Source organism: Streptomyces prunicolor NBRC 13075, from assembly GCF_000367365.1.
Lineage (GTDB): Bacteria > Actinomycetota > Actinomycetes > Streptomycetales > Streptomycetaceae > Streptomyces > Streptomyces prunicolor.
Window position 1 is genome coordinate 1 of the sequence record NZ_BARF01000054.1, and the last position, 22,402, is coordinate 22,402.

Annotated in this window: 17 protein-coding genes; 9 read left to right on the top strand and 8 right to left on the bottom strand. The window is 70.5% G+C overall.

The features are described from left to right. Positions 1 to 332: 332 nt before the first annotated feature. The gene (locus SPR02S_RS24385; RefSeq protein WP_019059625.1) at positions 333 to 782 is read left to right on the top strand and encodes a PTS sugar transporter subunit IIA; all 450 of its coding nucleotides are present in this window, start codon (positions 333 to 335) and stop codon (positions 780 to 782) included. Positions 783 to 861: 79 nt separating this feature from the next. After that, the gene (gene ptsP / locus SPR02S_RS24390; RefSeq protein WP_019059626.1) at positions 862 to 2,532 is read left to right on the top strand and encodes a phosphoenolpyruvate--protein phosphotransferase; all 1,671 of its coding nucleotides are present in this window, start codon (positions 862 to 864) and stop codon (positions 2,530 to 2,532) included. A 71-nt stretch (positions 2,533 to 2,603) separates the two neighbouring features. Here the strand turns inward: ptsP and SPR02S_RS24395 are convergent, their stop codons facing one another. Together SPR02S_RS24395 and SPR02S_RS24400 are read right to left on the bottom strand one after the other, a co-directional pair. Further along, complete coding sequence (locus SPR02S_RS24395; RefSeq protein ID WP_019059627.1) at positions 2,604 to 3,500, bottom strand: DUF8829 domain-containing protein; 897 nt, start codon at positions 3,498 to 3,500, stop codon at positions 2,604 to 2,606. 22 nt (positions 3,501 to 3,522) lie between these two features. Then, the gene (locus tag SPR02S_RS24400; RefSeq protein WP_019059628.1) at positions 3,523 to 4,731 is read right to left on the bottom strand and encodes an MFS transporter; all 1,209 of its coding nucleotides are present in this window, start codon (positions 4,729 to 4,731) and stop codon (positions 3,523 to 3,525) included. Positions 4,732 to 4,842: 111 nt separating this feature from the next. Here SPR02S_RS24400 and SPR02S_RS24405 point away from each other — a divergent pair, with 111 nt between their 5' ends. Then, positions 4,843 to 6,168 carry an aminotransferase class I/II-fold pyridoxal phosphate-dependent enzyme gene (locus tag SPR02S_RS24405; RefSeq protein WP_043258467.1) on the top strand — a complete coding sequence of 442 codons (1,326 nt, stop codon included), beginning with the start codon at positions 4,843 to 4,845 and terminating at the stop codon, positions 6,166 to 6,168. Between the two features lie 21 nt (positions 6,169 to 6,189). Here SPR02S_RS24405 and SPR02S_RS24410 read toward each other — a convergent pair whose 3' ends face one another. Beyond that, positions 6,190 to 8,166, bottom strand: a complete 1,977-nt coding sequence (locus SPR02S_RS24410; protein WP_019059630.1) for an acetoacetate--CoA ligase — start codon at positions 8,164 to 8,166, stop codon at positions 6,190 to 6,192. 213 nt (positions 8,167 to 8,379) lie between these two features. Between SPR02S_RS24410 and SPR02S_RS24415 the strand changes: the two genes are divergently transcribed. Beyond that, entirely contained in the window at positions 8,380 to 10,746 is a 2,367-nt protein-coding gene (locus tag SPR02S_RS24415; protein WP_019059631.1) for a glycoside hydrolase family 31 protein, read from the top strand. Positions 10,747 to 10,748: 2 nt separating this feature from the next. On the opposite strand, the gene SPR02S_RS24420 is transcribed toward SPR02S_RS24415, so the two are convergent. Continuing rightward, on the bottom strand, positions 10,749 to 11,285 hold the full coding sequence (locus SPR02S_RS24420; protein ID WP_019059632.1) for an NUDIX domain-containing protein: 537 nt from the start codon (positions 11,283 to 11,285) through the stop codon (positions 10,749 to 10,751). 234 nt (positions 11,286 to 11,519) lie between these two features. On the opposite strand from SPR02S_RS24420, the gene SPR02S_RS24425 reads away from it, so the two are divergent. The 5 genes from SPR02S_RS24425 to glpK all read left to right on the top strand — a co-directional run bounded on the left by SPR02S_RS24425 (position 11,520) and on the right by glpK (position 17,550). Next, complete coding sequence (locus SPR02S_RS24425; RefSeq protein WP_019059633.1) at positions 11,520 to 11,945, top strand: Zn-ribbon domain-containing OB-fold protein; 426 nt, start codon at positions 11,520 to 11,522, stop codon at positions 11,943 to 11,945. Continuing rightward, positions 11,942 to 13,132 (top strand): lipid-transfer protein, encoded by a 1,191-nt coding sequence (locus SPR02S_RS24430; protein ID WP_019059634.1) that lies wholly within the window; start codon positions 11,942 to 11,944, stop codon positions 13,130 to 13,132. The genes SPR02S_RS24425 and SPR02S_RS24430 overlap by 4 nt, the downstream gene beginning before the upstream one ends. Positions 13,133 to 13,232: 100 nt before the next feature. Next, complete coding sequence (locus tag SPR02S_RS24435) at positions 13,233 to 14,885, top strand: GGDEF domain-containing protein (RefSeq protein WP_019059635.1); 1,653 nt, start codon at positions 13,233 to 13,235, stop codon at positions 14,883 to 14,885. A gap of 336 nt (positions 14,886 to 15,221) precedes the next feature. Beyond that, entirely contained in the window at positions 15,222 to 15,947 is a 726-nt protein-coding gene (locus SPR02S_RS24440; RefSeq protein ID WP_019059636.1) for an MIP/aquaporin family protein, read from the top strand. A 91-nt stretch (positions 15,948 to 16,038) separates the two neighbouring features. Next, the gene (gene glpK, locus SPR02S_RS24445; protein WP_019059637.1) at positions 16,039 to 17,550 is read left to right on the top strand and encodes a glycerol kinase GlpK; all 1,512 of its coding nucleotides are present in this window, start codon (positions 16,039 to 16,041) and stop codon (positions 17,548 to 17,550) included. Between the two features lie 104 nt (positions 17,551 to 17,654). Here glpK and SPR02S_RS24450 read toward each other — a convergent pair whose 3' ends face one another. Genes SPR02S_RS24450 through SPR02S_RS24465 form a run of 4 tightly spaced genes read right to left on the bottom strand, consistent with a single transcriptional unit; the run spans position 17,655 to position 21,997 of the window. Beyond that, positions 17,655 to 18,260, bottom strand: coding sequence for a GTP-binding protein (locus SPR02S_RS24450; protein WP_019059638.1), 606 nt, complete (start codon positions 18,258 to 18,260; stop codon positions 17,655 to 17,657). 48 nt (positions 18,261 to 18,308) lie between these two features. Continuing rightward, entirely contained in the window at positions 18,309 to 18,704 is a 396-nt protein-coding gene (locus SPR02S_RS24455; RefSeq protein ID WP_019059639.1) for a DUF742 domain-containing protein, read from the bottom strand. Between the two features lie 9 nt (positions 18,705 to 18,713). Beyond that, positions 18,714 to 19,145 (bottom strand): roadblock/LC7 domain-containing protein, encoded by a 432-nt coding sequence (locus SPR02S_RS24460; protein ID WP_019059640.1) that lies wholly within the window; start codon positions 19,143 to 19,145, stop codon positions 18,714 to 18,716. Then, positions 19,142 to 21,997 carry a nitrate- and nitrite sensing domain-containing protein gene (locus SPR02S_RS24465; protein WP_019059641.1) on the bottom strand — a complete coding sequence of 952 codons (2,856 nt, stop codon included), beginning with the start codon at positions 21,995 to 21,997 and terminating at the stop codon, positions 19,142 to 19,144. Before SPR02S_RS24465 ends, SPR02S_RS24460 begins: the two co-directional genes overlap by 4 nt. Positions 21,998 to 22,402 lie beyond the last annotated feature (405 nt).

Here is a 22,402-nt window from a genome sequence, read left to right on the forward strand (position 1 = left end):
CCCTTCGGTGTTCCAAACTCTATCAGTGTTTTTCCGGCCCCCTGACCACCGTCCTGCAGGCATGCAGAAGATGACCCCGGGATAGGATCTGACAAGTTGGGTGCTGCCAGGCCAAGCAAAGACGCTTGGTCACGTCGCTCGGCCTCAAGCAGGAGTACGACTGTACATGCGGCCGTAGAGCAGGTGCAAATCGATTAGAGGTGTGGTCTAGACCACTAATCCGGACCTCTCAGGCGGAACCGGTACTACATATGACATACCCTGCTACTCAGTGTGCCGTCCGGGACAGACAGTGACGGCCTCATCACATTTCCACCCCTGGGAGGCTTCCCATGACCAGCGTGACGTCCCCTCTCGCAGGACGTGCCATCGGACTGACGGAGGTGCCGGATCCGGTCTTCGCCGGAGCCATGGTCGGCCCCGGCATGGCCATCGACCCCGTACGTGAGCCTTCCGAGGCCGTCTCCCCCGTGGACGGAGTCATCGTCTCCCTCCACCCGCACGCCTTCGTCGTCGTGGACGGTGAGGGACACGGCGTGCTGACTCACCTCGGAATCGACACCGTGCAACTCAATGGCGAGGGCTTCGAGCTGCTCGTCAACAAGGGCGACAACGTGACCCGCGGCCAGGGCGTCGTGCGCTGGAACCCGGCCGCCGTAGAGGCCGCCGGCAAGTCCCCGGTGTGCCCGATCGTCGCTCTCGAAGCCACGGCCGAGGCTCTGTCCGATCTCCGCGAGGACGGCGATGTGAAGGCCGGAGACAGTCTCTTCTCCTGGGAGTGATGTCAATGCCGTCGTCATGACGGTGAGCAGGACAACCACCGCGGCGGCGGGACCCGCCGCACTATCGGAGACGGGTGAGATGGAGACAACGCTGCGAGGCGTCGGTGTGAGCCACGGTGTGGCGATCGGCGAGGTTCGGCACATGGGGACGGCGGTTCTGGAACCGCCTGCCAAGCAGATTCCGGTGGAGGACGCGGAGCGTGAACAGGGGCGCGCCCGCCAAGCCGTGGACGCTGTGGCGGCCGACCTGATGGCGCGCGGCAATCTGGCGGGGGGCGAAGCCCAGGCGGTGCTCGAGGCGCAGGCCATGATGGCCCAGGACCCCGAGCTGATGGCGGACGTGGAACGGCGTATCGCGGTCGGCAGTACCGCGGAGCGGGCCGTGTACGACGCCTTCGCCGCCTACCGTGCTCTGCTGGCCGGTGCCGGTGAGTATCTCGCCGGTCGGGTGGCCGACCTCGATGACGTGCGGAACCGTATCGTCGCCCGCTTGCTCGGGGTGCCGATGCCGGGCGTTCCGGACAGCGACGAACCGTACGTCCTTATTGCTCGTGACCTTGCGCCGGCCGATACCGCGCTGTTGGACCCGACTCTGGTGCTCGGTTTTGTCACCGAGGAGGGCGGGCCGACGAGTCACAGCGCGATCCTGGCGCGGGCGCTCGGTGTGCCGGCGGTGGTGGCGCTGCCGGGGGCCGGGGAGTTGGCCGAGGGCACGGTGGTCGCCGTGGACGGCAGTACCGGCGAGATCTTTGTGAACCCCAGTGTTGAGAAGAAGGAGCAGCTGGAGGCCGCTGCAACCGCGCGCAAGGCCGCTCTCTCCGCTTCTACGGGTCCTGGTGCCACCTCCGACGGGCACAAGGTGCCGTTGCTGGCCAATGTCGGCGGTCCTGCCGACCTGCCGGCCGCCTTGGAGGCGGGGGCCGAGGGTGTGGGGCTCTTCCGTACCGAGTTCCTTTTTCTGGACGACAGCAAGAACGCGCCGTCCGAGGAGAAGCAGATCGAGGCCTATCGGCAGGTGCTCGAGGCGTTCCCCGAGGGGCGTGTCGTCGTGCGGGTGCTGGACGCGGGCGCGGACAAGCCCTTGGACTTCCTGACTCCGGCCGATGAGCCGAACCCCGCTCTGGGTGTGCGCGGGTTGCGTTCGCTGCTCGACCACCCCGATGTGCTGCGCACGCAGTTGACGGCGCTCGCGAAGGCCGCCGAGGGGTTGCCGGTCTACCTCGAGGTCATGGCTCCGATGGTCGCGGACCGTGCGGACGCGAAGGCGTTCGCGGACGCGTGCCGGGAGGCCGGGCTGCGGGCCAAGTTCGGTGCGATGGTGGAGATTCCGTCGGCCGCGCTGCGGGCGCGCTCGATTCTGCAGGAGGTCGAGTTCCTGTCGCTGGGGACCAACGACCTCGCGCAGTACACCTTCGCCGCCGACCGTCAGGTGGGTGCGGTGTCCCGGCTGCAGGATCCGTGGCAGCCCGCACTGCTCGACCTGGTCGCGATGTCCGCCGAGGGGGCGCAGGCCGAGGGCAAGAGCTGTGGTGTCTGCGGTGAGGCCGCGTCCGACCCGCTGCTGGCTTGTGTGCTGACCGGTCTGGGGGTCACCTCCCTTTCCATGGGTGCGGCTTCGATTCCTTATGTGCGGTCGGCGCTGGCGAAGTACACGCTGGCGCAGTGTGAGCGGGCCGCGCTGGCCGCCCGGGCCGCCGACAGTGCCGAGGAGGCGCGCGCGGCGGCTCAGGCGGTGCTGTCCGGCGAGTAGTTCGGGCGGGAAGCCGTCCGTCGGCTGTGGTTCAGGGGCGCCTCACCAGTGGTGGGGCGCCCCTGGCGTGTTCAGTGGTGGTGTCCTCCCGGGGGCTGCTCCAGGTCTCCGAGGTCGGGCGGCACGCAGTAGTCGACGCCTGATTCCGGGGAGATGAGGTCGCCGGATTCGACGTCGGTGCAGTAGGCGTCGAAGACCTCGCCGGCGGTCAGGGCTTCCAGGCCGTCGCCGCGCAGGCGCCAGCCGTAGATGCAGTCGGTGGTGTCGGGGCTGGTGGTGCGCATGACGAGGCCGCCAGGGCTTCGGGTGGCGAGGCCGAGGGCGAGGATCGTGGTGAATTCGAGGGCCTCGGCGTCGTCCAGGTGGGTTGTTCCGTCCTCGTCCTGGTCGGCGTGGAGGACGGAGACGAGGGTTTCCGGTGGTCCTGAGACGCTGCAGACGAGGTGTCGGTTGCCGGGTCGGGCGGTGTCGAGGATGCGGACGATGAGGCCGGAGGCTCGGGTGAAGGCCGCGCGGCCGATGTCCTCGCCGCAGGAGGCGCAGGTGCCGAGGCGGGCCAGGAGTGTGGTCGCGTACTCCCAGGTCGCCTGGCGGACGGCCTCGTCGACCAGGGCCGGTAGGAGGTCGGCCAGGGGCTGGCCCTCGTAGAGCATGGCGGGGCCGGTGGCGGCGAGTTCGGCCGTGAAGCGGGTGCGGCTCGACGGGGTGTCGGGATCGAGGCCGCTGTCGGCGCAGAACTCGGCGTATTCCTGCGGGTCGAAGAGGGCCACGCTGGTGTGGCTGCCCTGGGAGGCGCGGATCTTGAGGAGGGCTTCCACCTGCTGGAGGTAGGCGGTGTGGTCGTCGAAGGTGAAGCTGCGATAGCGCCTCATGGCGCGGAAGTCCTGCTCGTCGGTCAACAGGCCGATGGTGCCTGCGATTTCGCGGCGCAGAACGCGTCGCATGGTCTGGTGGTCGGTGTGTGCCATGTTTCCCCCTGTGCACAGTCGATCAATGCTCACTCACAGTAACCGGCGGCACTGACAACGGCGCCCGAGCGAGCGGTTCGCGGACCAGACGGTGCTGAATCATGCAGGTCAGAGCGGTGACTGCGCCGAAGACCGTCCAGCCGAGGGGGCCGGTGGCGATGGCCGCGGTGACCGCGAGTGGGCCGATGCTGCGCTGGGTGGACTGGGCGAGTCCGTGCACGCCGAGGTAGGTGCCCTGGGCGGTGTCGGGTGCGAGGGCGACGGAGAGTTCCCACGAGATGGTGGCGTGCAGCATTTCCGCCATGGTGAAGGCGGCTGCCGACGCGGTGAGGAGCACCGTGGCGGTGGCGGCTCCGCCAGTGGCCGAGAGGGCCATGGTCGCGCCGCCCAGGGCGAAGGCGGCGGAGAGCGGTATCAGCAGGTTGCGGGTGGCGGCCGTCGTGGTGGCGAAGCGGGCCAGGGGGACGATGAGCGCCACCACCATCACGTTGTTAAAAACCATCAGCAGGGGTGCGAGGCCGCGCGGTGCGTCGCTGGCGTGGGCGATCCACAGCGGCAGGCCGACTTTGAAGACGGCGTCGTCGAGGAAGAGGACGGTTTCGGTCGCGACGTACGCGAGGTAGGTGCGGTCGCGCCAGGGGTTCGGTGGCTTGCTCGCGGAGGGCGCGTCCTTTGACGTCTTTACGGTGCGCTGCGGCGACGGGGGTTCGCCGCAGCGCATGGTGAGGGTAGCGACCGCGACGAAGGAGAGGGCGTCGCCGAGAAGAAGCCAGTGGTAGGCGGCGGTTGTGCCGACGGCGAGTGCGGCCGCGGCGGTGAGACCGCCCAGGGCCCAGCCCGCGTTGGCGGCGGTTCGGCTGATGGCCTGGTAGCGGATGCGGTCCGGGCCCGCGACGCGGGTGGCGTAGAGCTTGGTGAGCACGTTGGCGGCGCGGTCGCCGAAGCCACCGACGGCCGAGACGGTGATCAGCAGGACGTAGTTGTCCGTGGTGAGCAGGGCGAACGAGGCCAGGGCGCGCAGGAGTTGGAGGGCGACGAGGACGCGGGTGAGCGGGAACCGGTCGGCGAGGCGGCCGCCCAGGGGTGCGCCGGCGATACCGATGGCTCCGGCGATCGCGGCGAGGGTGCCGACTTGGGCGATGGAGAGATGCGAGACGTAGGTGAAGTACAGGACGGACACGGAGGCCCACAGGCCGCTGCCGGTGCGGTCCACGAGGGCGATCGCGAGCATTCTGCGGCCGTTGCGCCCTCCAGGTATGCGTTTTGCCCGTACGGCTGCACCCCGCGTCGTAACCACTGGCCCCCCTTGCGCTGAATTATGTATTGGTACATAGTGATTGACGTGGCAATACAATATGGGATCAGTGGTACGACGGCCAAGGGGATTGCTGCGTCCGTCGAACGGCGCGTGGCCGAGGGCGCGTTGGGGCCCGGTGCCGCGCTGCCTCCGGTGCGACGGCTCGCGGATGAGCTCGGGGTGAGTCCGGGGACCGTCGCCACGGCGTACAAGGAGTTGCGACAGCGGGGCATCGTCGTCACACGCGGGCGGGGCGGGACCGTGGTCGCACAGGCTCCGGCGGTGGCGTCGCGGCGGCCGCCCCGGGTCCCGGACGGCTTGCGGGACTTGGCCGGTGGGCACCCCGATCCGGCGTTCCTGCCGGCCCTGGTGCCGCCTTCGCGGCTCTCCCCCGGTGCGCGGTCCCACCGGTCGACGCCTCGGCTGGCGCGGTTGGAGGAGGCCGTACGGAACTGGCTTCGGCCCGATGGTGTGCCCGTGGAGCACGTGACCTTCGCGCACGGTGCGCTGGATCTGATCGCGCGGCTGCTGTCCGTGGAGTTGCGGCCCGGGGACGCCGTGGCCATGGAGGATCCCGGGTATCACCATCTGCTGGATCTGGTCACGGCGTTGGGGCTGCGTATGGTGCCTGTCGCCGTGGACGACGAGGGGATGCGTCCCGATGCCCTGCGTGCGGCGCTGCGGGCGGGTGTGCGCGCCGTGGTGTGCAGTCCCCGGGCGCAGAATCCGCACGGGGGTTGCTTCTCGGCCGCGCGCCGGGACGCGCTCGTCGAGGTACTCCGGGATGAGCCGGAGGTACTGGTCGTGGAGAACGATCACGCGTCCGCCGTAGCGGCTGCTCCCCTGTGGTCGCTGGCCTCGGGTGGGCTGTCGCGTTGGGTGCATGTGCGGACCGTCAGCAAGTTCCTCGGCACCGACCTGCGGTGGGCCGCGGCAGCCTGTGATCCGGTTACGTTGGCACGGCACGACGGGCGGTTTCTGCTGACGTCCGGCTGGGTCAGTCATCTCCTCCAGGAGACCGTCCACGGGCTGATGACGGACGACGGCACGCGCGCTTTGGTGATGAACGCCCAGGAGGCATACTCCTTGCGCCGGGAAGCCTTGCGCAAGGAGTTGGGCGGGCGGGGCATCGCGGCGCACGGGGCGAGCGGGATGAATCTCTGGGTGCCTGTGCGGGACGAGTCCGCCGTGGTCAACGGGCTGCGGTCGTACGGCTGGTGGGTCGCTGCGGGGGCGCGGTTTCGGTTGTCGTCCGAGCCTGGCGTACGGATCTCCGTCGCCGAGCTTGAGCCGGCCGACGCGGTGCGGCTGGCCTCGGACTTCGCCGCTGTGCTCGGCGAGGGCGAGTCCGAGGCCACCTATGGAGGGTGATCGACCTCTACGGGAGGCCGATCAGGCGCGTTTGCGGGCGAGCTCCTCGTAGAAGGTCAGCAGTCCGAGGTTGTCGATGGAGCCCGGGTTGACCGCCTTCTCCAACGGGGTGCCCTGGAGGAGGCGCTTGACCGGTACCTCGATGCGCTTCCCGGTGAGGGTGTGCGGGACTCCGGGCACCTCGATGACCTCGTCGGGGACGTGGCGTGGGGAGAGCTGTTCGCGGATCGCCTGCTTGATGCGGCCCAGGAGGGCGTCGTCGAGGACCGCTCCGGGGGCGAGGTGCACGAAGAGGGGCATCCAGTAGCCGCCGTCGGGCTGTTCGATGCCGATGACGAGGGATTCCTTGATCTCCGGGAGTCGTTCGACCGCTTCGTAGATGTCGGCCGAACCCATGCGCACGCCTTGCCTGTTGAGCGTGGAGTCGGAGCGGCCGTGGATGACGACGGAGCCTCGGGAAGTGACGGTGATCCAGTCGCCGTGGCGCCACACTCCGGGGTAGGTGTCGAAGTAGCTGTCGTGGTAGCGGGTGCCGTCCGGGTCGTTCCAGAAGTAGATCGGCATGGACGGCATGGGGTTGGTGACCACGAGCTCGCCGACCTCGTCGACCAGGGGTTCGCCGTTCGGGTCCCAGGACTGGAGGTCGGTGCCGAGACCGGGGGCCTGTAGTTCGCCGATGTACACCGGGAGGGTCGGTACGGCTCCCGCGAAGCAGGAGCAGACGTCCGTGCCGCCGCTGACCGAGGCGATCCACAGGTCGGCCCCGCTCTCCGCGAACTCGTCGTGCAGCCAGCGGAACCCGTCCGGGGGCAGAGGTGATCCGGTGGGGGCGACGCACTTCACCTTGGAGAGGTCGAAGTCCCGGGCCGGGTGCACGCCGGCCTTGCGGCAGGCCATGACGTACGCGGCCGAGGTGCCGTAGAGGGTCGCCCCGGTGCGTTCCGCGATGCGCCACTGGGCGGCCGTGTCGGGGTACCCGGGGCTGCCGTCGTAGAGGACGATCGTCGTGCCCGTCAGGAGGCCGGAGACGAGGAAGTTCCACATCATCCAGCCCGTCGACGTGTACCAGAAGAAGCGGTCCTCGGGGCCCAGGTCGCAGTGCAGGCCGAGTTGTTTGAGGTGCTCTACGAGGATGCCGCCCTGGGACTGGACGATGGCCTTGGGGAGGCCGGTCGTGCCGGAGGAGTAGAGCACCCACAGGGGGTGCTCGAAGGGAACCTCTTCGAAAACTGGCTCCACGTCCGCCGAGGTCAGGGACGACCACTCCAGGGCGCCTTCAGGGGTGTCGGTTCCCAGGAGGGGGATGTGGACCACCGCGCGCAGGGTGGGCAGTTCGCGGCGGAGTTCGGCGACCGTGTCGCGCCGGTCGTGCTCCTTGCCGCCATAGCGGTAGCCGTCGACGGTGAACAGGACGACGGGTTCGACCTGTTGGAAGCGGTCGAGGACGCTGCGGGCGCCGAAGTCGGGGGCGCAGGACGTCCAGACGGCGCCCACGGCGGCCGTGGCGAGCAGGGCGACGACGGCCTGCGGGATGTTCGGCAGGTAGCCGCTGACGCGGTCTCCGGGGCGTACGCCGAGGGTGCGGAGTTCGGCGGCCAGGGAGCCGACCTGGCGGCGCAGCTCGGCCCAGGTGACCGGGCTCGGCTCGTGGGTCTCGTCGACGTACAGGAGGGCCGGTTCGTCGGCGCGGGTCGACGCCGCGCGCAGGGCGTGCTCGGCGTAGTTGAGGGTCGCTCCGGGGAACCAGTGCGCGCCGGGCATCGAGCGGTCGCCGAGCACGCGCGCGTAGGGGGTCGAGAAGCGGACGCCGAACCACTCGGTGACGGCCTGCCAGAACGTGTCCAGTTCATCGACGGACCAGCGGTGCAGTGCCGTGTAGCCGCCGTCGGAGGGGGCTCCATGGTGTTCGGCCGCCCAGGACTGGAACCTGGTGACCTGTGCCTGGGCGATGCGTTCCGGATCTGGCTGCCAGAGCGGCAGGGGGTTCGCGGTCGACATGGGGCGGCTCCCGGGACTGTGCGCGTCGTGTGCGTCGCCGCGCACGGGCGGGGGTGTGCGCGTGACGCGGCTGACACGGACGATGCCATGTGATCGACTTCTGCACCAGGGCACGCCCCACATAGTCCGTGTCGTGAAGATGTGGTCCCACCACGGGTGAACGGCAGTTGAACGACACGGTTATCCGGGGCCGGTAATGGCAGGGTGAACAGCATGGACGGTCGTGACCTGGTGCGTTCGGTGAAGGTGGTCGGTTCGACGGGGGCGGCGCAGGGGTTGCGTACCGTACGGGCCGCATGGCGCAGGAGGCGTGCCGATGCCACCGGGCTGCCCACGCGGGGTGCCGAGCGGGCGCGGGTGCCCGGGCCGGTGCAGGAGGCGGAGCCGGGGCCCGGTGGCGGGGTCATCCGGTTCAGCCGCTCCGAGCTGCGCATCACCGTCGCCGTGAACGGGGCCGTCTTCTGGGGCTGGGACGGGGCCGGTCCCGAGCCGTCGTACGCGCTCGGCGGGCGGTGCCCCGAGCCGGATCCCCGGGCGCTCCTGGAGCCGGACAAGGACGGCGGCTGGCGGGTCGTGGCGGAGCGCGTGACGGTCGCCGTGTCGCGGCACGGCGCGGTCGAGGTGCGTACGCCCGGAGGTGTGACGCTGCGCCGGGATCTGCCGCCGCGCTGGTGGGAGCCGGTGGGCGGCGGCACGGCTCGCTGGATGCAGCGGTCGGAGGTGGCGGCGGACGCCCGGTTCTTCGGGCTCGGCGGGCGCGCGTCGGGCCCCCGGCTGCGCGACGGGACGTACCGGCTGTGGAACACCGACCCGGGGCACGCTTTCGCGCCGGGTGACGATCCGCTGTACATCACCATGCCCATGCAGTTGGTGGTCGCCGACGCCGCCACGCATCTGGTGTTCCACGACACCTCCTGGGACGGCACGGTGACGCTGCGGGAGGGCGAGGAGGGCGCCGGTTCCGGGCACGACCGGGCCGGGGCTTCCGAGCTGCGGATGGACGGGGGGCCGCTGCGGTGCTGGGTGGTGGTGGGCACTCCCGCGCGCGTGCTGCACGCCTGGGCCTCGCTCACCGGCGCTCCCGCGCTGCCGCCGGCCTGGGCGCTGGGTCACCATCACGCGCGGTGGGGCTTCGGCAGTGAGCAGGAGGTGCGGCGGATCGTCGCCGGCTACCAGGAGCGCGATCTGCCGCTGGACGCCGTCCACTTGGACATCGACCACTACGACGAGCACCAGGTGTTCACCGTCGACCAGGAGCGCTTCCCGAAGCTGCCGGTGCTCGCCGAGGAGTTGCGCCGGGACGGCATCCGACTGGTGTCGATCGTCGACCCCGCGGTGAAGGCCGAGCCGGGAAACGCCGTCTACGACAGCGGGACGGCCGAGGACGCCTTCGTACGGGACGCCTCGGGGCGGCTGGTGCGAGGAGTCGTATGGCCCGGGGAGGCCGTTTTCCCGGACTTCACGCACGCGCGTGTGCGGCAGTGGTGGGGCGGGCTCTACCAGGAGCGGCTCGCTCAGGGGTTCGCGGGTTTCTGGCACGACATGAACGAGCCGACCTCCTTCGCCGCCTTCGGGGAGTCGACGCTGCCGCGTTCGGCCCGGCACGACCTGGACGGGCGGGGCGGCGACCATCGTGAGGCGCACAACGTGTACGCGCTGTGCATGGCCGGTGCGGCCTACGAGGCGCTGCGCGAACTGGCCCCCCAGGAGCGGCCGTTCCTCTTCTCGCGCTCCGGGTGGGCCGGGATGCAGGCCTACGGGGGCACCTGGTCCGGCGACGTGGCCACCGGCTGGCCGGGGCTGCGGGCCTCGTTGTCGCTGGTCATGGGGCTCGGGCTGTGCGGGGTGCCGTACTCGGGTCCGGACGTGGGCGGCTTCGACGGGAGTCCCTCGCCCGAGCTGTATCTGCGCTGGTTCCAACTCGGCGCGTATCTGCCGCTGTTCCGCACCCATGCGAGTCTGCGTGCGGGGCGTCGGGAGCCCTGGGAGTTCGGTGCCGACGTGCTGGAGCACGCGCGCGTGGCACTCGTCGAACGGCGACGGCTGCTGCCGTACTTCATGACGCTGGCGCATCTGGCCCGGCGGACCGGGGCGCCCTATGTGCGGCCCCTGTGGTGGGGCGTGCCGGAGGATCGCGCGCTACGGGACTGCGAGGACGCCTTCCTGCTGGGCGACTGCCTCCTGGTGGCGCCGGTGCTCGTTCCGGGGTCGGACCGGCGTGCCGTGCAGTTGCCCAGAGGGCGCTGGTACGACACGGAGACGGAGCGGGCCTACGAAGGGCCGGCCCAGATTCTGGTCGACGCCCCGTTGTCGCGGATTCCGGTGCTCGCGCGCGCGGGTGCCGTACTGCCGGTGTGGGGCGCGGACGGGGAGTTGGAACTGGAGGTGTGGGCGCCCGCCCGTGGCCGTACCGGGGGCGGGCTGGTGGTGCCGGATGCGGGCGACGGGTGGGACGAGCCGGAGATCGAGCGGTACGTCGCCCGCTGGGAGGGCCGGCGGGTGGTCGTGGAGCGGGAGTTGGAGGACGGCGTGAGCGCGCCGTCCTACCCGGTCCGGGTACGAGGGCTCGGTGCGGGCTGAGCTCAGATGTACCGGCCTTCGAACCAGGCCTTGACGGCGACGGAGTGCAGCGGGAAGGCGAGTTCCTCCGGCCGGCGCAGGAGGTGCCAGCCCTCCGTCTCGTCGGTGGCGACGGACTTGGGCAGTCCCTCGACCGGGCGTTCGGGGAGGACTCCGAAGAGCAGGAGATGCCCGTCGGGCGAGCTGATGGCGTCGACGAGCCGTACGTCGCGGCTCGCGGTCTCGATGCCCGTCTCCTCCCTGAGTTCGCGGACGAGGGCCTGCCGCCAGTCCTCGCGGTCGTCGACGTAACCGCCCGGCAGGGCGACGCCTCCGCGCGCGGGGGACACGGTTCGGGTGATGACGACCAGGGCGGTGCCCTTCGTGTCGTACACGGGCTGGAGTGCGACGGCTACGGGCAGCGGGTTGCGGTACGCGACGGTGCCGCAGGCCGGGCAGGTGCGTGGCCAGCCGGAGACGCCCTCTCCGTAGGGCGATCCGCAGCTCGAACAGTGGCTGTTCGGCCCGGAGTTGGGGACGGAGGCTTGAGTTTCGGACACCCGGCGGACTGTATCCGATCAAGCGGAGGGCGTCTTTCCGGGGCCGCGTGCGTGAACGGGAAACGGCCGGAACCACCCCCGTGGGCCCCGGCCGTCCCTCCCGATACGACGACGCCGTAAGTGGCTCGATGGTTCACCGAAACGCCCTGCTCATTTTCCGTTGCCCGTGGCACACTTCTGACGTTCCGTCAGATCCAGTGCTGTGGAGGGACGTTGTCACGGACACGCACACCTGTGGTCACCGATTGGTTCACCGGGGACGGGGACGACTTCCGGCTGCTCGGCACGCGCTGTTCCGCGTGCGCCTCGGTCTTCTTCCCGCGGGAGGACGGCCACTGCCGCAATCCGGCCTGTGGGGGCGGCGAGTTGGCCGAGGTCCCGCTGTCGCGGCGCGGCCGTGTCTGGTCCTACACGGACAGCCGGTATCGGCCACCGTCACCGTATGTGACCGATCCGGAACTTCCGTGGGAACCGTACGCGTTGATCGCTGTGGAGCTGGAGTCCGAGCGGATCGTGGTGCTGGGGCAGGCGGTCCCCGGGATCACCGTCGCCGATCTGACGGTGGGCATGGAGGTGGAGGTCGTCCCCGGTGTGCTCAGCGAGGACGCGGAGACGACCTGGACGACCTGGCACTGGCGGCCTGCGGGGGTAACGGCATGACGGCGGACGTGGCGGTGCTCGGTGCGGGCATGCACCCCTGGGGGAAGTGGGGGCGCGGCTTCGTCGAGTACGGGACTGCGGCGGCCCGGGCGGCGCTCGCCGACGCCGGGTTGGAGTGGCGGGACGTCGGCTCGATCGTCGGCGCGGACACGGTGCGTGGCGGATATCCCGGGTATGTGGCGGGGGCGACGTTCGCGAAGGCGCTGGGCTGGCAGGGTGCCCGGGTGGCGAGCGTGTACGCGGCGTGCGCGTCCGGGGCGCAGGCCGTCAACGCGGCGCGGGCACAGATCCTTTCGGGGCTCGCGGACGTGGTGCTGGTCGTGGGCGCCGATGCCGCGCCCAAGGGGTTCTTCCGGCCGGCCGGCGGGGAGCGGCACAACGATCCGGACTGGCTGCGCTTCCGGGTCCTCGGGGCGACGAATCCGACGTACTTCGGGCTGTACGCGCGCAGGAGGATGGCCCTCTACGGGGACACTCCAGAGGACTTCGCCCAGGTGAAGGTGAAGAACGCCGCCCTGGGTGCGCTGAATCCGTACGCGCGCTACCGCAAACGGGTCTCCGCCGAGGAGGTCGCCGCCTCCGCGGTGGTCGCCGATCCGCTGCGGCTGCTCGACATCTGCGCCACCTCGGACGGCGGGGCCGCCCTGGTGCTGTCCAGCATGGAGTTCGCGCGCCGGCACGGGGCGGCGGACCCGGTGCGGATCCGCGCGGTGTCCACGGTGACGCCGCGCTATCCGAACACGGTGCTGGACCTCCCGGACATCGCCACCGACTCCGCGGCCGCGGTGCCACCACCGGACGAGACCTTCCGGGCGTCGATCGCCCGCGCGGCCTACGAGGAGGCGGGCGTCGGCCCTGAGGACCTCTCCCTGGCCGAGGTGTACGACTTGTCCACGGCCCTGGAGTTGCAGTGGTACGAGGACCTGGGGCTGTGCGGCGAGGGCGAGGGCGCGAAGCTGCTGCGGGAGGGCGCGACGGCCCTGGGCGGGCGCATACCCGTGAACGCGAGCGGTGGACTGGCCTCCTTCGGGGAGGCGGTTCCGGCGCAGGCGATCGCCCAGGTCTGCGAGCTGACCTGGCAGTTGAGGGGTGACGCGGGTGACCGGCAGGTCGCGGGGGCGCGGGTGGGACTCACCGCGAACCAGGGGCTGTTCGGACACGGGTCGGCGGTACTCGCCGTGCGGTGAGCGGCGGCGGGCCCCGCACGCGGTGTGATCGGCCCGCGAGGCTGCGTGAACGTCTTATGAACTGGGCCTGGGCGTACGCCGGTAGCGTCATCATGCTGCCGTGCGCTCCTCCACGGACACTCTCCGTTTCGCCTTCCAGCCGGTGGTCAATCTGACCACCGGCGGGGTCGCGGGGCTGGAGATCCTCGTCCGCCCGGAGACCGGGGACATCCTGGCCGAGGCCCGCCGCGACCCCGAACTCGACGGCAGGCTCGCCGTGTTGGCGGTCCGCGCCGCCGCGCGCAAGGAGACGCTGCTGCCGCTGCACATCAACGTGTTCGCCGGCACCCTCGCCGACCTGGGCGGGCTCACCCCACTGCACAGCGCGGTGCGCGAGGCGGGACGGCTCCCGTGGGAAATCACGATCGACATCGGCCCGCCGTACACGCACGTGCCCCAACGAGCGCTCCTGGAGGCGGTGTCCGAGCTGCGCGGCCAGGGATTCCGGATCTGCGCGGACGGCGTCGGCGACGGTGACGTACCCCTGCGGCTGCTCACGGATCTCGCCCCCGACCTGGTGAAGCTCGACGCGTCGCTGCTGGAGCGGCCGGCCGCGGTGCGGGCGATGCGGACCCTGTGCGAGCAGTTGGGCGCCCTGCTGTCCGTGGAGGGTGTCGAGACCGAGACGCAGTGCGCGACCGCGCGGTCGGCCGGAGTGCAGCTGGCGCAGGGCGAGTTGTTCGCGCCGGCGACGCGGGTTCCGGCGGTGGACGTATACGTTCCGCCTCGCGGCCCCGGTCTCGCGACGACACCGCCGTCGGGGCCGTGGGTGCGGGAGTTCGTCCGGCCGGCCGCGCTGCTGCCCGACACCGCGTCCGCCGGTCAGGTGCGGGCGCTGCTGACCGGCTCGCCGGACGTCTCCGGGGTGGTGCTCGTGGACCGGGACGGGGTGCCGGTCCGGTCGGTGCACCGGTCCCGCTTCCTGCTGTCCATGTCGGGGCGCTACGGGCATGCCCTGTACGCCGACCGGCCAGCCGCCAGGCTCGGTGACGTGCCGCGGACGGTCGGCGTCGACGCGACCGCCTGGGAGGTCCTGGACGTGGTCGCGGTCGGCGACCGGGACCGTACGTCGGACGACGTGGCGGTGGTCGACCGGTACGGGCGGTGCGTGGGCGCCGTACGACTCGCGGATCTGGTGCGGACGTTGGCGGAGACGCGGGTGGAGGAGGCCGCGGGGCTCAATCCGCTGACCAGGCTGCCCGGTTCGGACGCGATCACCGGGGAGGTGGACCGGAGGATCGTGGACGGGCGGGCGTTCGCGCTGAGTTGGCTGGATGTCGACCACTTCAAGCAGGTCAACGACGGGGCCGGCTTCGCGGCGGGCGACGAGTTGATCCGCTCGGTGGGGCGGGCGCTGCAGCAGGGGGCGATCGGGCACACGCGCGTGGGGCACATCGGCGGGGACGACTTCCTGGTGCTCACCGATCCGGAGGGGCTGGATCCGCTGGCCGCCGCCGTGCTCGACGTGCCCTGGGAGGCGGGCGGCAGGGCCGTGACGCTGTCCCTGGCCACCGTCCTGTGCCTGCCTGGCGGTGTGACCGACCACCGGCAGGCGGCCGCGTGTCTGGCGCCGCTGAAGAAGGCGGCGAAGGCGCTGGACGGCACGAGTTGGGTGCTGGGCCGGGCGGAGCGGGGCGAGTACGAGATCCTGCGCGGATCGCATGTGACGCCCGCACAGGCCCCCCGCACGGCCGCGGAGTCCCCCGGGCGCTGAGCGCGGCCCGGAGGCTGCCTACGGGGCGTGAGGGGCCGCCAGGACGGGTGTCACCGTTGCCGTCCGCGACCTTGACGCTCCACAGGCGCCGGTGAACACTTCCCGGTGTCGGTCGACATCGCCGTACATTCTCGGCGTACCAGGCACTGCGCCGCGCGGGCTCCGCCTGCGCTCAGGCCCACTTCCCATGGGCGATCTCGGCTGCGACGGCACGCTCGTCACGGACGCCGGGCGGGGCTCGGGACCCTCCCTGCCTTCGGCTGAAGTCGCCAAGGGAACCGCACCCTGCACGGAGGACCGGGGCCGACCGTCCCGGGCGAGGGCCTAGGAGCCGCCATGAGCAATGGAGACATATTCCTCGGTGAGGTCATCGGCACCGCGATCCTGATCCTTTTCGGCGCCGGAGTGGTCGCCGCCGTCGTACTCAACTACTCGAAGGCGAAGGACGGCGGCTGGATCGTCATCGCGTTCGGCTGGGGCTTCGGCGTGATGGCCGGGGCGTACACCGCCGCGCCGCTGTCCGGCGGGCAGCTCAATCCGGCCGTGACGATCGGCATCGCCATCGACACCGGGAAATGGGACAAGGTCCCGCTCTACATCGCGGGCCAGATGGTCGGCGCCATGCTCGGCGCGGTGCTGTGCTGGCTGGTCTACTACGCGCAGTTCCAGGCCAATGCCGAGGAGGAGATGGCCCAGCCCACGCTCGGGATCTTCTCCACCACGCCCACGATCCGCAATGTCGTGGCGAACCTGATGACGGAGATCATCGCGACGATCGCGCTGGTGCTGCCGATCCTGGCCTTCGGGCTCACCAAGGGACTGGGCACGTCCGGCACTGCGGTGCTGGTCGTCTCCTTCCTGGTGGTCGGCATCGGTCTGTCGCTCGGCGGTCCCACCGGGTACGCCATCAACCCGGCCCGTGACCTGGGCCCGCGCATCGTCCACGCGCTGCTCCCGATCCCGAACAAGGGCACCTCGGACTGGGGTTACGCGTGGATCCCGGTGGTGGGACCGCTGATCGGCGGAGCACTCGCCGGAGTCATCTTCAACGCAGCCTTCTGACAGCAGTGTTCGACCAGTCTTCCGAGAGCAGCCCTCCGAAGGACGGGAGCAGTCCTCCGAAGGAACCGAAGGACACGACAAAGGGGTCGTCATGACGGACAAGTTCGTCGCCGCAATCGACCAGGGCACCACCTCCAGCCGCTGCATCATCTTCAACCACGACGGCGCGATCGTCGCCGTCGACCAGCGCGAGCACCGCCAGATCTTCCTCCAGCCGGGCTGGGTGGAGCACGACGCCACCGAGATCTGGTCCAAGGTGCAGGCGGTGGTCGCCGGAGCGATCGCCAAGGCCGGACTGCGCGCCGACCAGATCAGCGCGCTCGGCATCACCAACCAGCGGGAGACGACGGTCCTTTGGGACCGCGCCACCGGCAAACCCGTGCACAACGCCATCGTGTGGCAGGACACCCGCACCGCGGCCCTGTGCAAGCAACTGGGCGGCTCGGACGGGCCGGACCGGTTCCGCGAACAGACCGGGCTGCCGCTCGCCAGCTACTTCTCCGGCCCCAAGGCGGCCTGGCTGCTCGACAACGTGCCCGGTCTCAGGGACCGCGCGGAACGCGGCGAGATCGCCTTCGGCACGATCGACTCCTGGCTGATCTGGAACCTCACCGGCGGCACCGACGGCGGCAAACACGTCACCGACGTGACCAACGCCGGGCGCACCATGCTGATGAACCTGGAGACCCTCCAGTGGGACCCGTCCATCCTGGCCGCGATGAACGTCCCCGAGGCGATCCTCCCAGAGATCAAGTCCTCGGCCGAGGTCTACGGCACCGCGGTCGGCCAACTCGCGGGCGTACCCGTGGCGTCGGCCCTGGGCGACCAGCAGGCCGCCGTGTTCGGACAGGCCTGCTACGACGTGGGCACGGCCAAGAACACCTACGGCACGGGCAGCTTCCTGCTGCTCAACACCGGGAACCGGCCGGTGCCTTCGAAGAACGGGCTCCTCACGACGATGGGCTACAAGATCGGCAGTGAGGCACCGGTCTACTGCCTGGAAGGATCAATTGCCATAACGGGCGCGCTCGTTCAGTGGTTCCGCGACCAACTCGGCATCATCCGCAACGCCGACGAGATCGAGAGCCTCGCCGCGGGCGTCGACGACAACGGCGGCGCCTACATCGTGCCCGCGTTCTCCGGCCTGTTCGCCCCCTACTGGCGCTCGGACGCGCGCGGAGTCATCACCGGGCTGACCCGGTACGTCACGAAGGCGCACCTCGCGCGCGCTGTGCTGGAGGCGACGAGCTGGCAGACGCGCGAGGTCGTGGACGCCATGTTCCAGGACTCCGGGGTGCAGATCACCACCCTGAAGGTGGACGGCGGCATGACCAAGAACAACCTCCTGATGCAGCACCAGGCGGACGTCCTCGACGTACCGGTGATCCGGCCCAAGGTCTCCGAGACGACCTGCCTGGGCGCCGCCTACGCGGCCGGGCTCGCCACCGGTGTCTGGAACGACCTGGACGAGCTCAAGTCGCACTGGCAGAAGGACGTCGAGTGGACGCCCTCCATGGAGTCGTCGGTGCGGGACCGCGAGTACCACAACTGGCGCAAGGCGGTGGAGAAGAGCTTCGGCTGGCAGGAGGACGGCGACAACTAGGCACGCGCGCGTACGTCGTTCACGAGGCACACGCGTGTGCGTGTCGTTCCGCGAGCTGCGGCCCGTACCCCGGTCGGCGGGGGGGTACGGGCCGCGCCCGCGCCTCAGCTGGTGACGCTCTGGCGGCGCTTCGCGCCGTAGGCCATCGCGTGCTGGACGACCTCGATGAGGACCTCCTTGACCGACGACCGGTCCCGGGCGTCGCAGAGCATGAGCGGTACGTCCTCGTCGAGGTCGAGGGCCTGGCGGACGGCGTCGACCGGGTAACGGTCGGCGCCCTCGAAGCAGTTGACGCCTACGACGAAGGGGATGGAGCGCCGCTCGAAGTAGTCGAGGGCGGCGAAGCAGTCCTCCAGGCGGCGGGTGTCGGCGAGCACGACGGCGCCCAGCGAGCCCTCGGAGAGCTCGTCCCACATGAACCAGAACCGCTCCTGCCCCGGCGTACCGAAGAGGTACAGCACCAGGTCCTCGCGCAGGGTGATACGGCCGAAGTCCATGGCCACGGTGGTGGTGTGCTTGCCCTCCACCCCGCTGGTGTCGTCGACCGGACGCCCTGCCTCGGTGAGCAGTTCCTCCGTGCGCAGCGGCCTGATCTCGCTGACCGCGCCGACGAGGGTGGTCTTGCCCACGCCGAAGCCGCCGGCCACCAGGATCTTGAGCGTGACGGGCTCGACCGGAGGCTTGCCTCGCTCAGTACGCCCGAAGATCATCGGTCTTTTCTCCTGCTTGATGGGGTAAGGGGCGGTGACTCGCGCCGCTCACAGGGCCCGGAGGCCGGAGATCACGTCGCGCAGAATACTCTCGTCCACCAGCTCGGCCGGGGGTACGGGACGTGACACATGGACGAGTTCCCCGTCCACGAGATCGCCGATGAGAACCCGTATCACCCCGATGGGCAGGTCGAGTTCGGCGGCGAGTTCGGCGACCGACTGCGGGGCGTCACGGCAGAGACCGACGATGTCCACGTGCTCCGGGGACAGCGTCTGGTCCGCTTCCGAGTCGTCCTCGTGGGACTCCGCGATCACCACCGCGATGAGGTCGAGGCGGTGCTGGGCCGGACTGGTGGTGCGGCCGCGCGTCATCGCGTACGGCCTGACGACCGGTCCGGCCTCGTCGTCGAACCAGTGGCTTCTTCCCTGACCGTCTCCGCTCATGTCACTTCACTACCCGCCGGAGGACAGGTCGGTGCGCGGGGCGGCCCCCAGATGCACACCGACCCGCTTCACGAGCAGGGTCATCTCGTAGGCGACCTGTCCGACGTCCGAGTCGGCGTCCGCGAGGACGGCGAGACAGCTGCCGTCGCCGGCGGCCGTCACGAACAGGAAGGCCTCGTCGAGTTCGACGACCGTCTGCCGCACGCTGCCCGCCTCGAAATGGCGGCCGACGCCCTTGGCGAGGCTGTGGAAGCCGGAGGCCACGGCGGCCAGGTGTTCGCTGTCCTCGCGGGTCAGGTCCTGGGACACGCCGGTGGCGAGGCCGTCGCCGGAGAGCACGATGGCCTTGCGGATGCTGGCGACCCGCTCGACGAGGTCGTCGAGGAGCCAGTTCAGCCCGCGTTGGTCGGTGCTGTGGCCGGTCGCCTTCGGTGCGGTCATCGACCGTCCCCCTTAGTTCCTTGTGCTGTGCCGCCTTGGGCGTCGTCGCCCTCGGCGTTCTCCTCGCGGCCGCGCTGCCAGCCGCGCTGGAGCGAGGCCATACGGCTGCGCACCTCGTCGGCGTCGCGTTCGGCGACCTCCGCCGGGCTCGCGGCGCGCCGATCGGGGTCCTGTTTCAGTTGCGGGGCCAGGTTGGCCTGACGTACGCGTCTGGGCAGCGCGCCCGTGTCGGGCCCGGTCCGGCCCTGCGGAGTGTCGGAGTCGGGAGCACCGGACGCGATCTCGGCGCGCCGGGTGCGCCTGGGGAGAGCGGGGGTCTCGGGCGGCTCTCCCGATCCGCGCCCCGGGTAGGCCTGGGTCGGCGCGGATTCGGCGCGCCCACCGGGCACGTCGGTACGGCGGCGTAGCGGCGTGTCACCGCGACGCCGGGCCGGTAGCGGTGCGGGGCCGTCCGTCTCGGATCCGCCCGAAGGCGAGGCCATGGAGGGTCCGTCGAAATCGACGTCTCCGGAGTCCCCCATTTCGCGCCGCGAGCGCTGCTCGACGACCGGGCGTCCATGGGAGCTGACGAGCTTGGGCGTACGGCGTCGGGGCAGCGGAAGCGGGTCGCTGTGACCGTCCGCATCGGCCCCGCGCGGTCCGTCGTGGGGCTCGGAGACCTGCTGATGAGGTTCTACGGGGCGTACGGGACCCAGGTCGTCCCGGTGGGCGGAGGAGCGGCGCGGGCGGAAGATCTCGCCGCGCTCGCCGTCCTCGTCGTCGAGCGCGTTCGGGAAGCCTTCGAGGGCGTCCAGGTCGACGGGGGCTTCCAGTTCGACCGGGCCGTCCAGGAGCGCGGGCGGCAGACCGGGCAGCTTCATGGGCACCTGGGAGAGCGCGGAGCGGTGGCTCTCCTCCAGCTCGGCCTCCTTCGTGGGCCGGGGCCGGTCGAGGCGGAAGCCGATGCCGTTGGTGTCCGGGACCTCGTCGCTCAGCAGGGCGTCGGGGATGAACACGACGGCGGTGGTGCCCCCGTACGGGGAGGGCTGGAGCGAGACACGGACGTTCTGCCGCTGGGCGAGCCGGCTGACCACGAACAGGCCGAGGCGGTCGGTGTCGGAGAGTTCGAACTCCGGTGTCTCGGCGAGCCGGAGATTGGCGTCCAGGAGCGCCTCGGCCGCCATCCCGAGCCCGCGGTCGTGGATCTCCAGGGTGAAGCCGTTGGCGACCCGCTCCCCGACGACCTGGACGGCGGTGTGCGGCGGGGAGAACACCGTGGCGTTCTCCAGGAGTTCGGCCACCAGGTGGGTGAGGTCCGCCACGGCAGGGCCGGTGACGGCGATCCGCGGCAGCCTGCGGACCTCGATGCGCTCGTAGTCCTCGACCTCGGCGACGGCCGCGCGGACGATGTCCATGAGCTGGACCGGCTTGCGCCACTGCCGGGACGGGGCCGCCCCGGAGAGGATCACCAGGCCCTCGGCGTGGCGGCGCATCCGGGTGGTCAGATGGTCGAGGCGGAACAGGTCGGCGAGTTCGTCGGTGTCCTCGGTCCTGCGCTCCATGGTGTCGAGCAGGGTGAGCTGCTTGTGCAGCAGGACCTGGCTGCGCCGGGCGAGGTTGACGAAGACGTCGGAGACACCGGAGCGCAACTCGGCCTGTTTGACGGCGGCTTCGACGGCCGCGCGCTGCAGGGTGTTGAGTGCCTGGCCGACGTCGCCGATCTCGTTCCTGTCGTACTCCAGGCGCGGGACCTCGGTCTCCACGTCGACCACTTCGCCGACGGACAGACGGCGCATCACGCTGGGCAGCCGGACGCCGGACGCCTCGTGGGCGTCCAGGCGCAGTTGACGCAGGTCGCGGATGAGGCCGCGGCCGATGCGTACGGACAGGAAGACCGAGAACAGGAGGGCGATCAGACCGAGGACGCCGGCGACGGCCGCCTTGAGGATGACGCTGATCGCGACGGGGCGGACGCGGTCCTGGTAGCGGTCGTTGGCCTGGTCGTCGAGGGTGCCGAGCTTGTCCAGCACGGCGCCGGCCGCGGTGCTCCAGGTCTGCGCGGTGACGTTGTCGGGCGTGCCGGACGTGGTCGAGGCGGCGGCCTGTTCCGCCACCCGCAGCGGGGCGCTGGCCGCGTTCTTCCAGAAGCGTTCGAAGTGGCCGCGCTCCGACGAGGGCAGCAGCGGCAGGTTGACGTCGTACATCAGGGTGCGCTGGGCGACGAGGTCGGAGATGTCGCGGGTCTCGTCCCGGGTGAGCTCGCCGACGATCAGGGAGGAGCCGAGCAGGGCGTCCTCACGGGAGAGGAACTCCCGCGCGCGGGCGAGGTTCACGAGGGCGCGGTACTGCTTGTCCATCTCGACGTTGTCGACGACATGGAGGTTGGACAGCAGCACGTAGCAGGGGTCGACCAGGTGGTTGTAGAGGTCGAGGGCCTGGGCGCGGCTCACGGTGCCGTCCTCGACGCTGCGCCGCAGGGACTGGAGGCCGTCGAAGGCGTCGAGGACCGCGGTGACGCGGCTGTCGGTGGCCTGCCCCATCGCGTCGCGTACGTCGGGGTTCTCGGCGTTCTTGCGGATCTTGGCGACGGCCTTGTCGGTGGCGGCGCGGCTGCGCTTGAGGTCGCCGAGCCCGTCGGCGGCGCGCGGGTCGGCGAGGTAGACGAGCGACTGCCTGCGTTCCTGCTGGATGACGCGGACGGTGTCCTCGGTGGGATAGCCGATCTTCTCGACGACCGACGACACGTTGAACAGGTCTCCGGCGGCGCGGCCGGTGAGGACTGTGGCGAACGCCCAGATCGCGGTCAGGGACACGAGCGGCACGAGAAGGAGCGCCACGATCTTCCGGCGGATGGACTTCCCGCGAAAGCGCATGGCCTCCCCCAGCTGGACCCCCGCCGGCCGGGGGTACACATGTACGTCAACAAACGGCGCGAGCCTACTACTGACACAGAGGTAACTCGAAGAGCTGTCCGGAGCGTGAACTTCCGCAACAGCGACCGGACATGGGGAGGTGTCGGGTCATTGCGGGAGATTGCCGCCCCGATATCCCCGGGATCCCCACACCCCACCCGATCGGTCCACTTGGCCAGTTGGCCGGAATTTTTCGTTCGTTGGGAATCTTCGTGGCATGTTGTTCGTCTTTCTCTACGGGACATGGGTGCGGAACCGGCCACACGAGCCGCATCCGCCCCCGGGCGGCGTAAAACAGGGCAGGCCGGGCACCCACTGGGGAGCCGGAGTCTTCGGACTCCGGGGCGAGTGGTGTACCGGCGGTGG

Excerpts from the sequence above, each read along its gene's own strand:
- glpK (WP_019059637.1), top strand. The coding sequence starts at position 16,039 with ATGACGGACAAGTTCGTCGCCGCAATCGACCAGGGCACCACCTCCAGC.
- SPR02S_RS24410 (WP_019059630.1), bottom strand. The coding sequence starts at position 8,166 with ATGTCGACCGCGAACCCCCTGCCGCTCTGGCAGCCAGATCCGGAACGC.
- SPR02S_RS24450 (WP_019059638.1), bottom strand. The coding sequence starts at position 18,260 with ATGATCTTCGGGCGTACTGAGCGAGGCAAGCCTCCGGTCGAGCCCGTC.
- SPR02S_RS24455 (WP_019059639.1), bottom strand. The coding sequence starts at position 18,704 with ATGAGCGGAGACGGTCAGGGAAGAAGCCACTGGTTCGACGACGAGGCC.
- SPR02S_RS24460 (WP_019059640.1), bottom strand. The coding sequence starts at position 19,145 with ATGACCGCACCGAAGGCGACCGGCCACAGCACCGACCAACGCGGGCTG.
- ptsP (WP_019059626.1), top strand. The coding sequence starts at position 862 with ATGGAGACAACGCTGCGAGGCGTCGGTGTGAGCCACGGTGTGGCGATC.
- SPR02S_RS24430 (WP_019059634.1), top strand. The coding sequence starts at position 11,942 with ATGACGGCGGACGTGGCGGTGCTCGGTGCGGGCATGCACCCCTGGGGG.
- SPR02S_RS24465 (WP_019059641.1), bottom strand. The coding sequence starts at position 21,997 with ATGCGCTTTCGCGGGAAGTCCATCCGCCGGAAGATCGTGGCGCTCCTT.
- SPR02S_RS24400 (WP_019059628.1), bottom strand. The coding sequence starts at position 4,731 with ATGCTCGCGATCGCCCTCGTGGACCGCACCGGCAGCGGCCTGTGGGCC.
- SPR02S_RS24395 (WP_019059627.1), bottom strand. The coding sequence starts at position 3,500 with ATGGCACACACCGACCACCAGACCATGCGACGCGTTCTGCGCCGCGAA.
- SPR02S_RS24385 (WP_019059625.1), top strand. The coding sequence starts at position 333 with ATGACCAGCGTGACGTCCCCTCTCGCAGGACGTGCCATCGGACTGACG.
- SPR02S_RS24415 (WP_019059631.1), top strand. The coding sequence starts at position 8,380 with ATGGACGGTCGTGACCTGGTGCGTTCGGTGAAGGTGGTCGGTTCGACG.
- SPR02S_RS24440 (WP_019059636.1), top strand. The coding sequence starts at position 15,222 with ATGAGCAATGGAGACATATTCCTCGGTGAGGTCATCGGCACCGCGATC.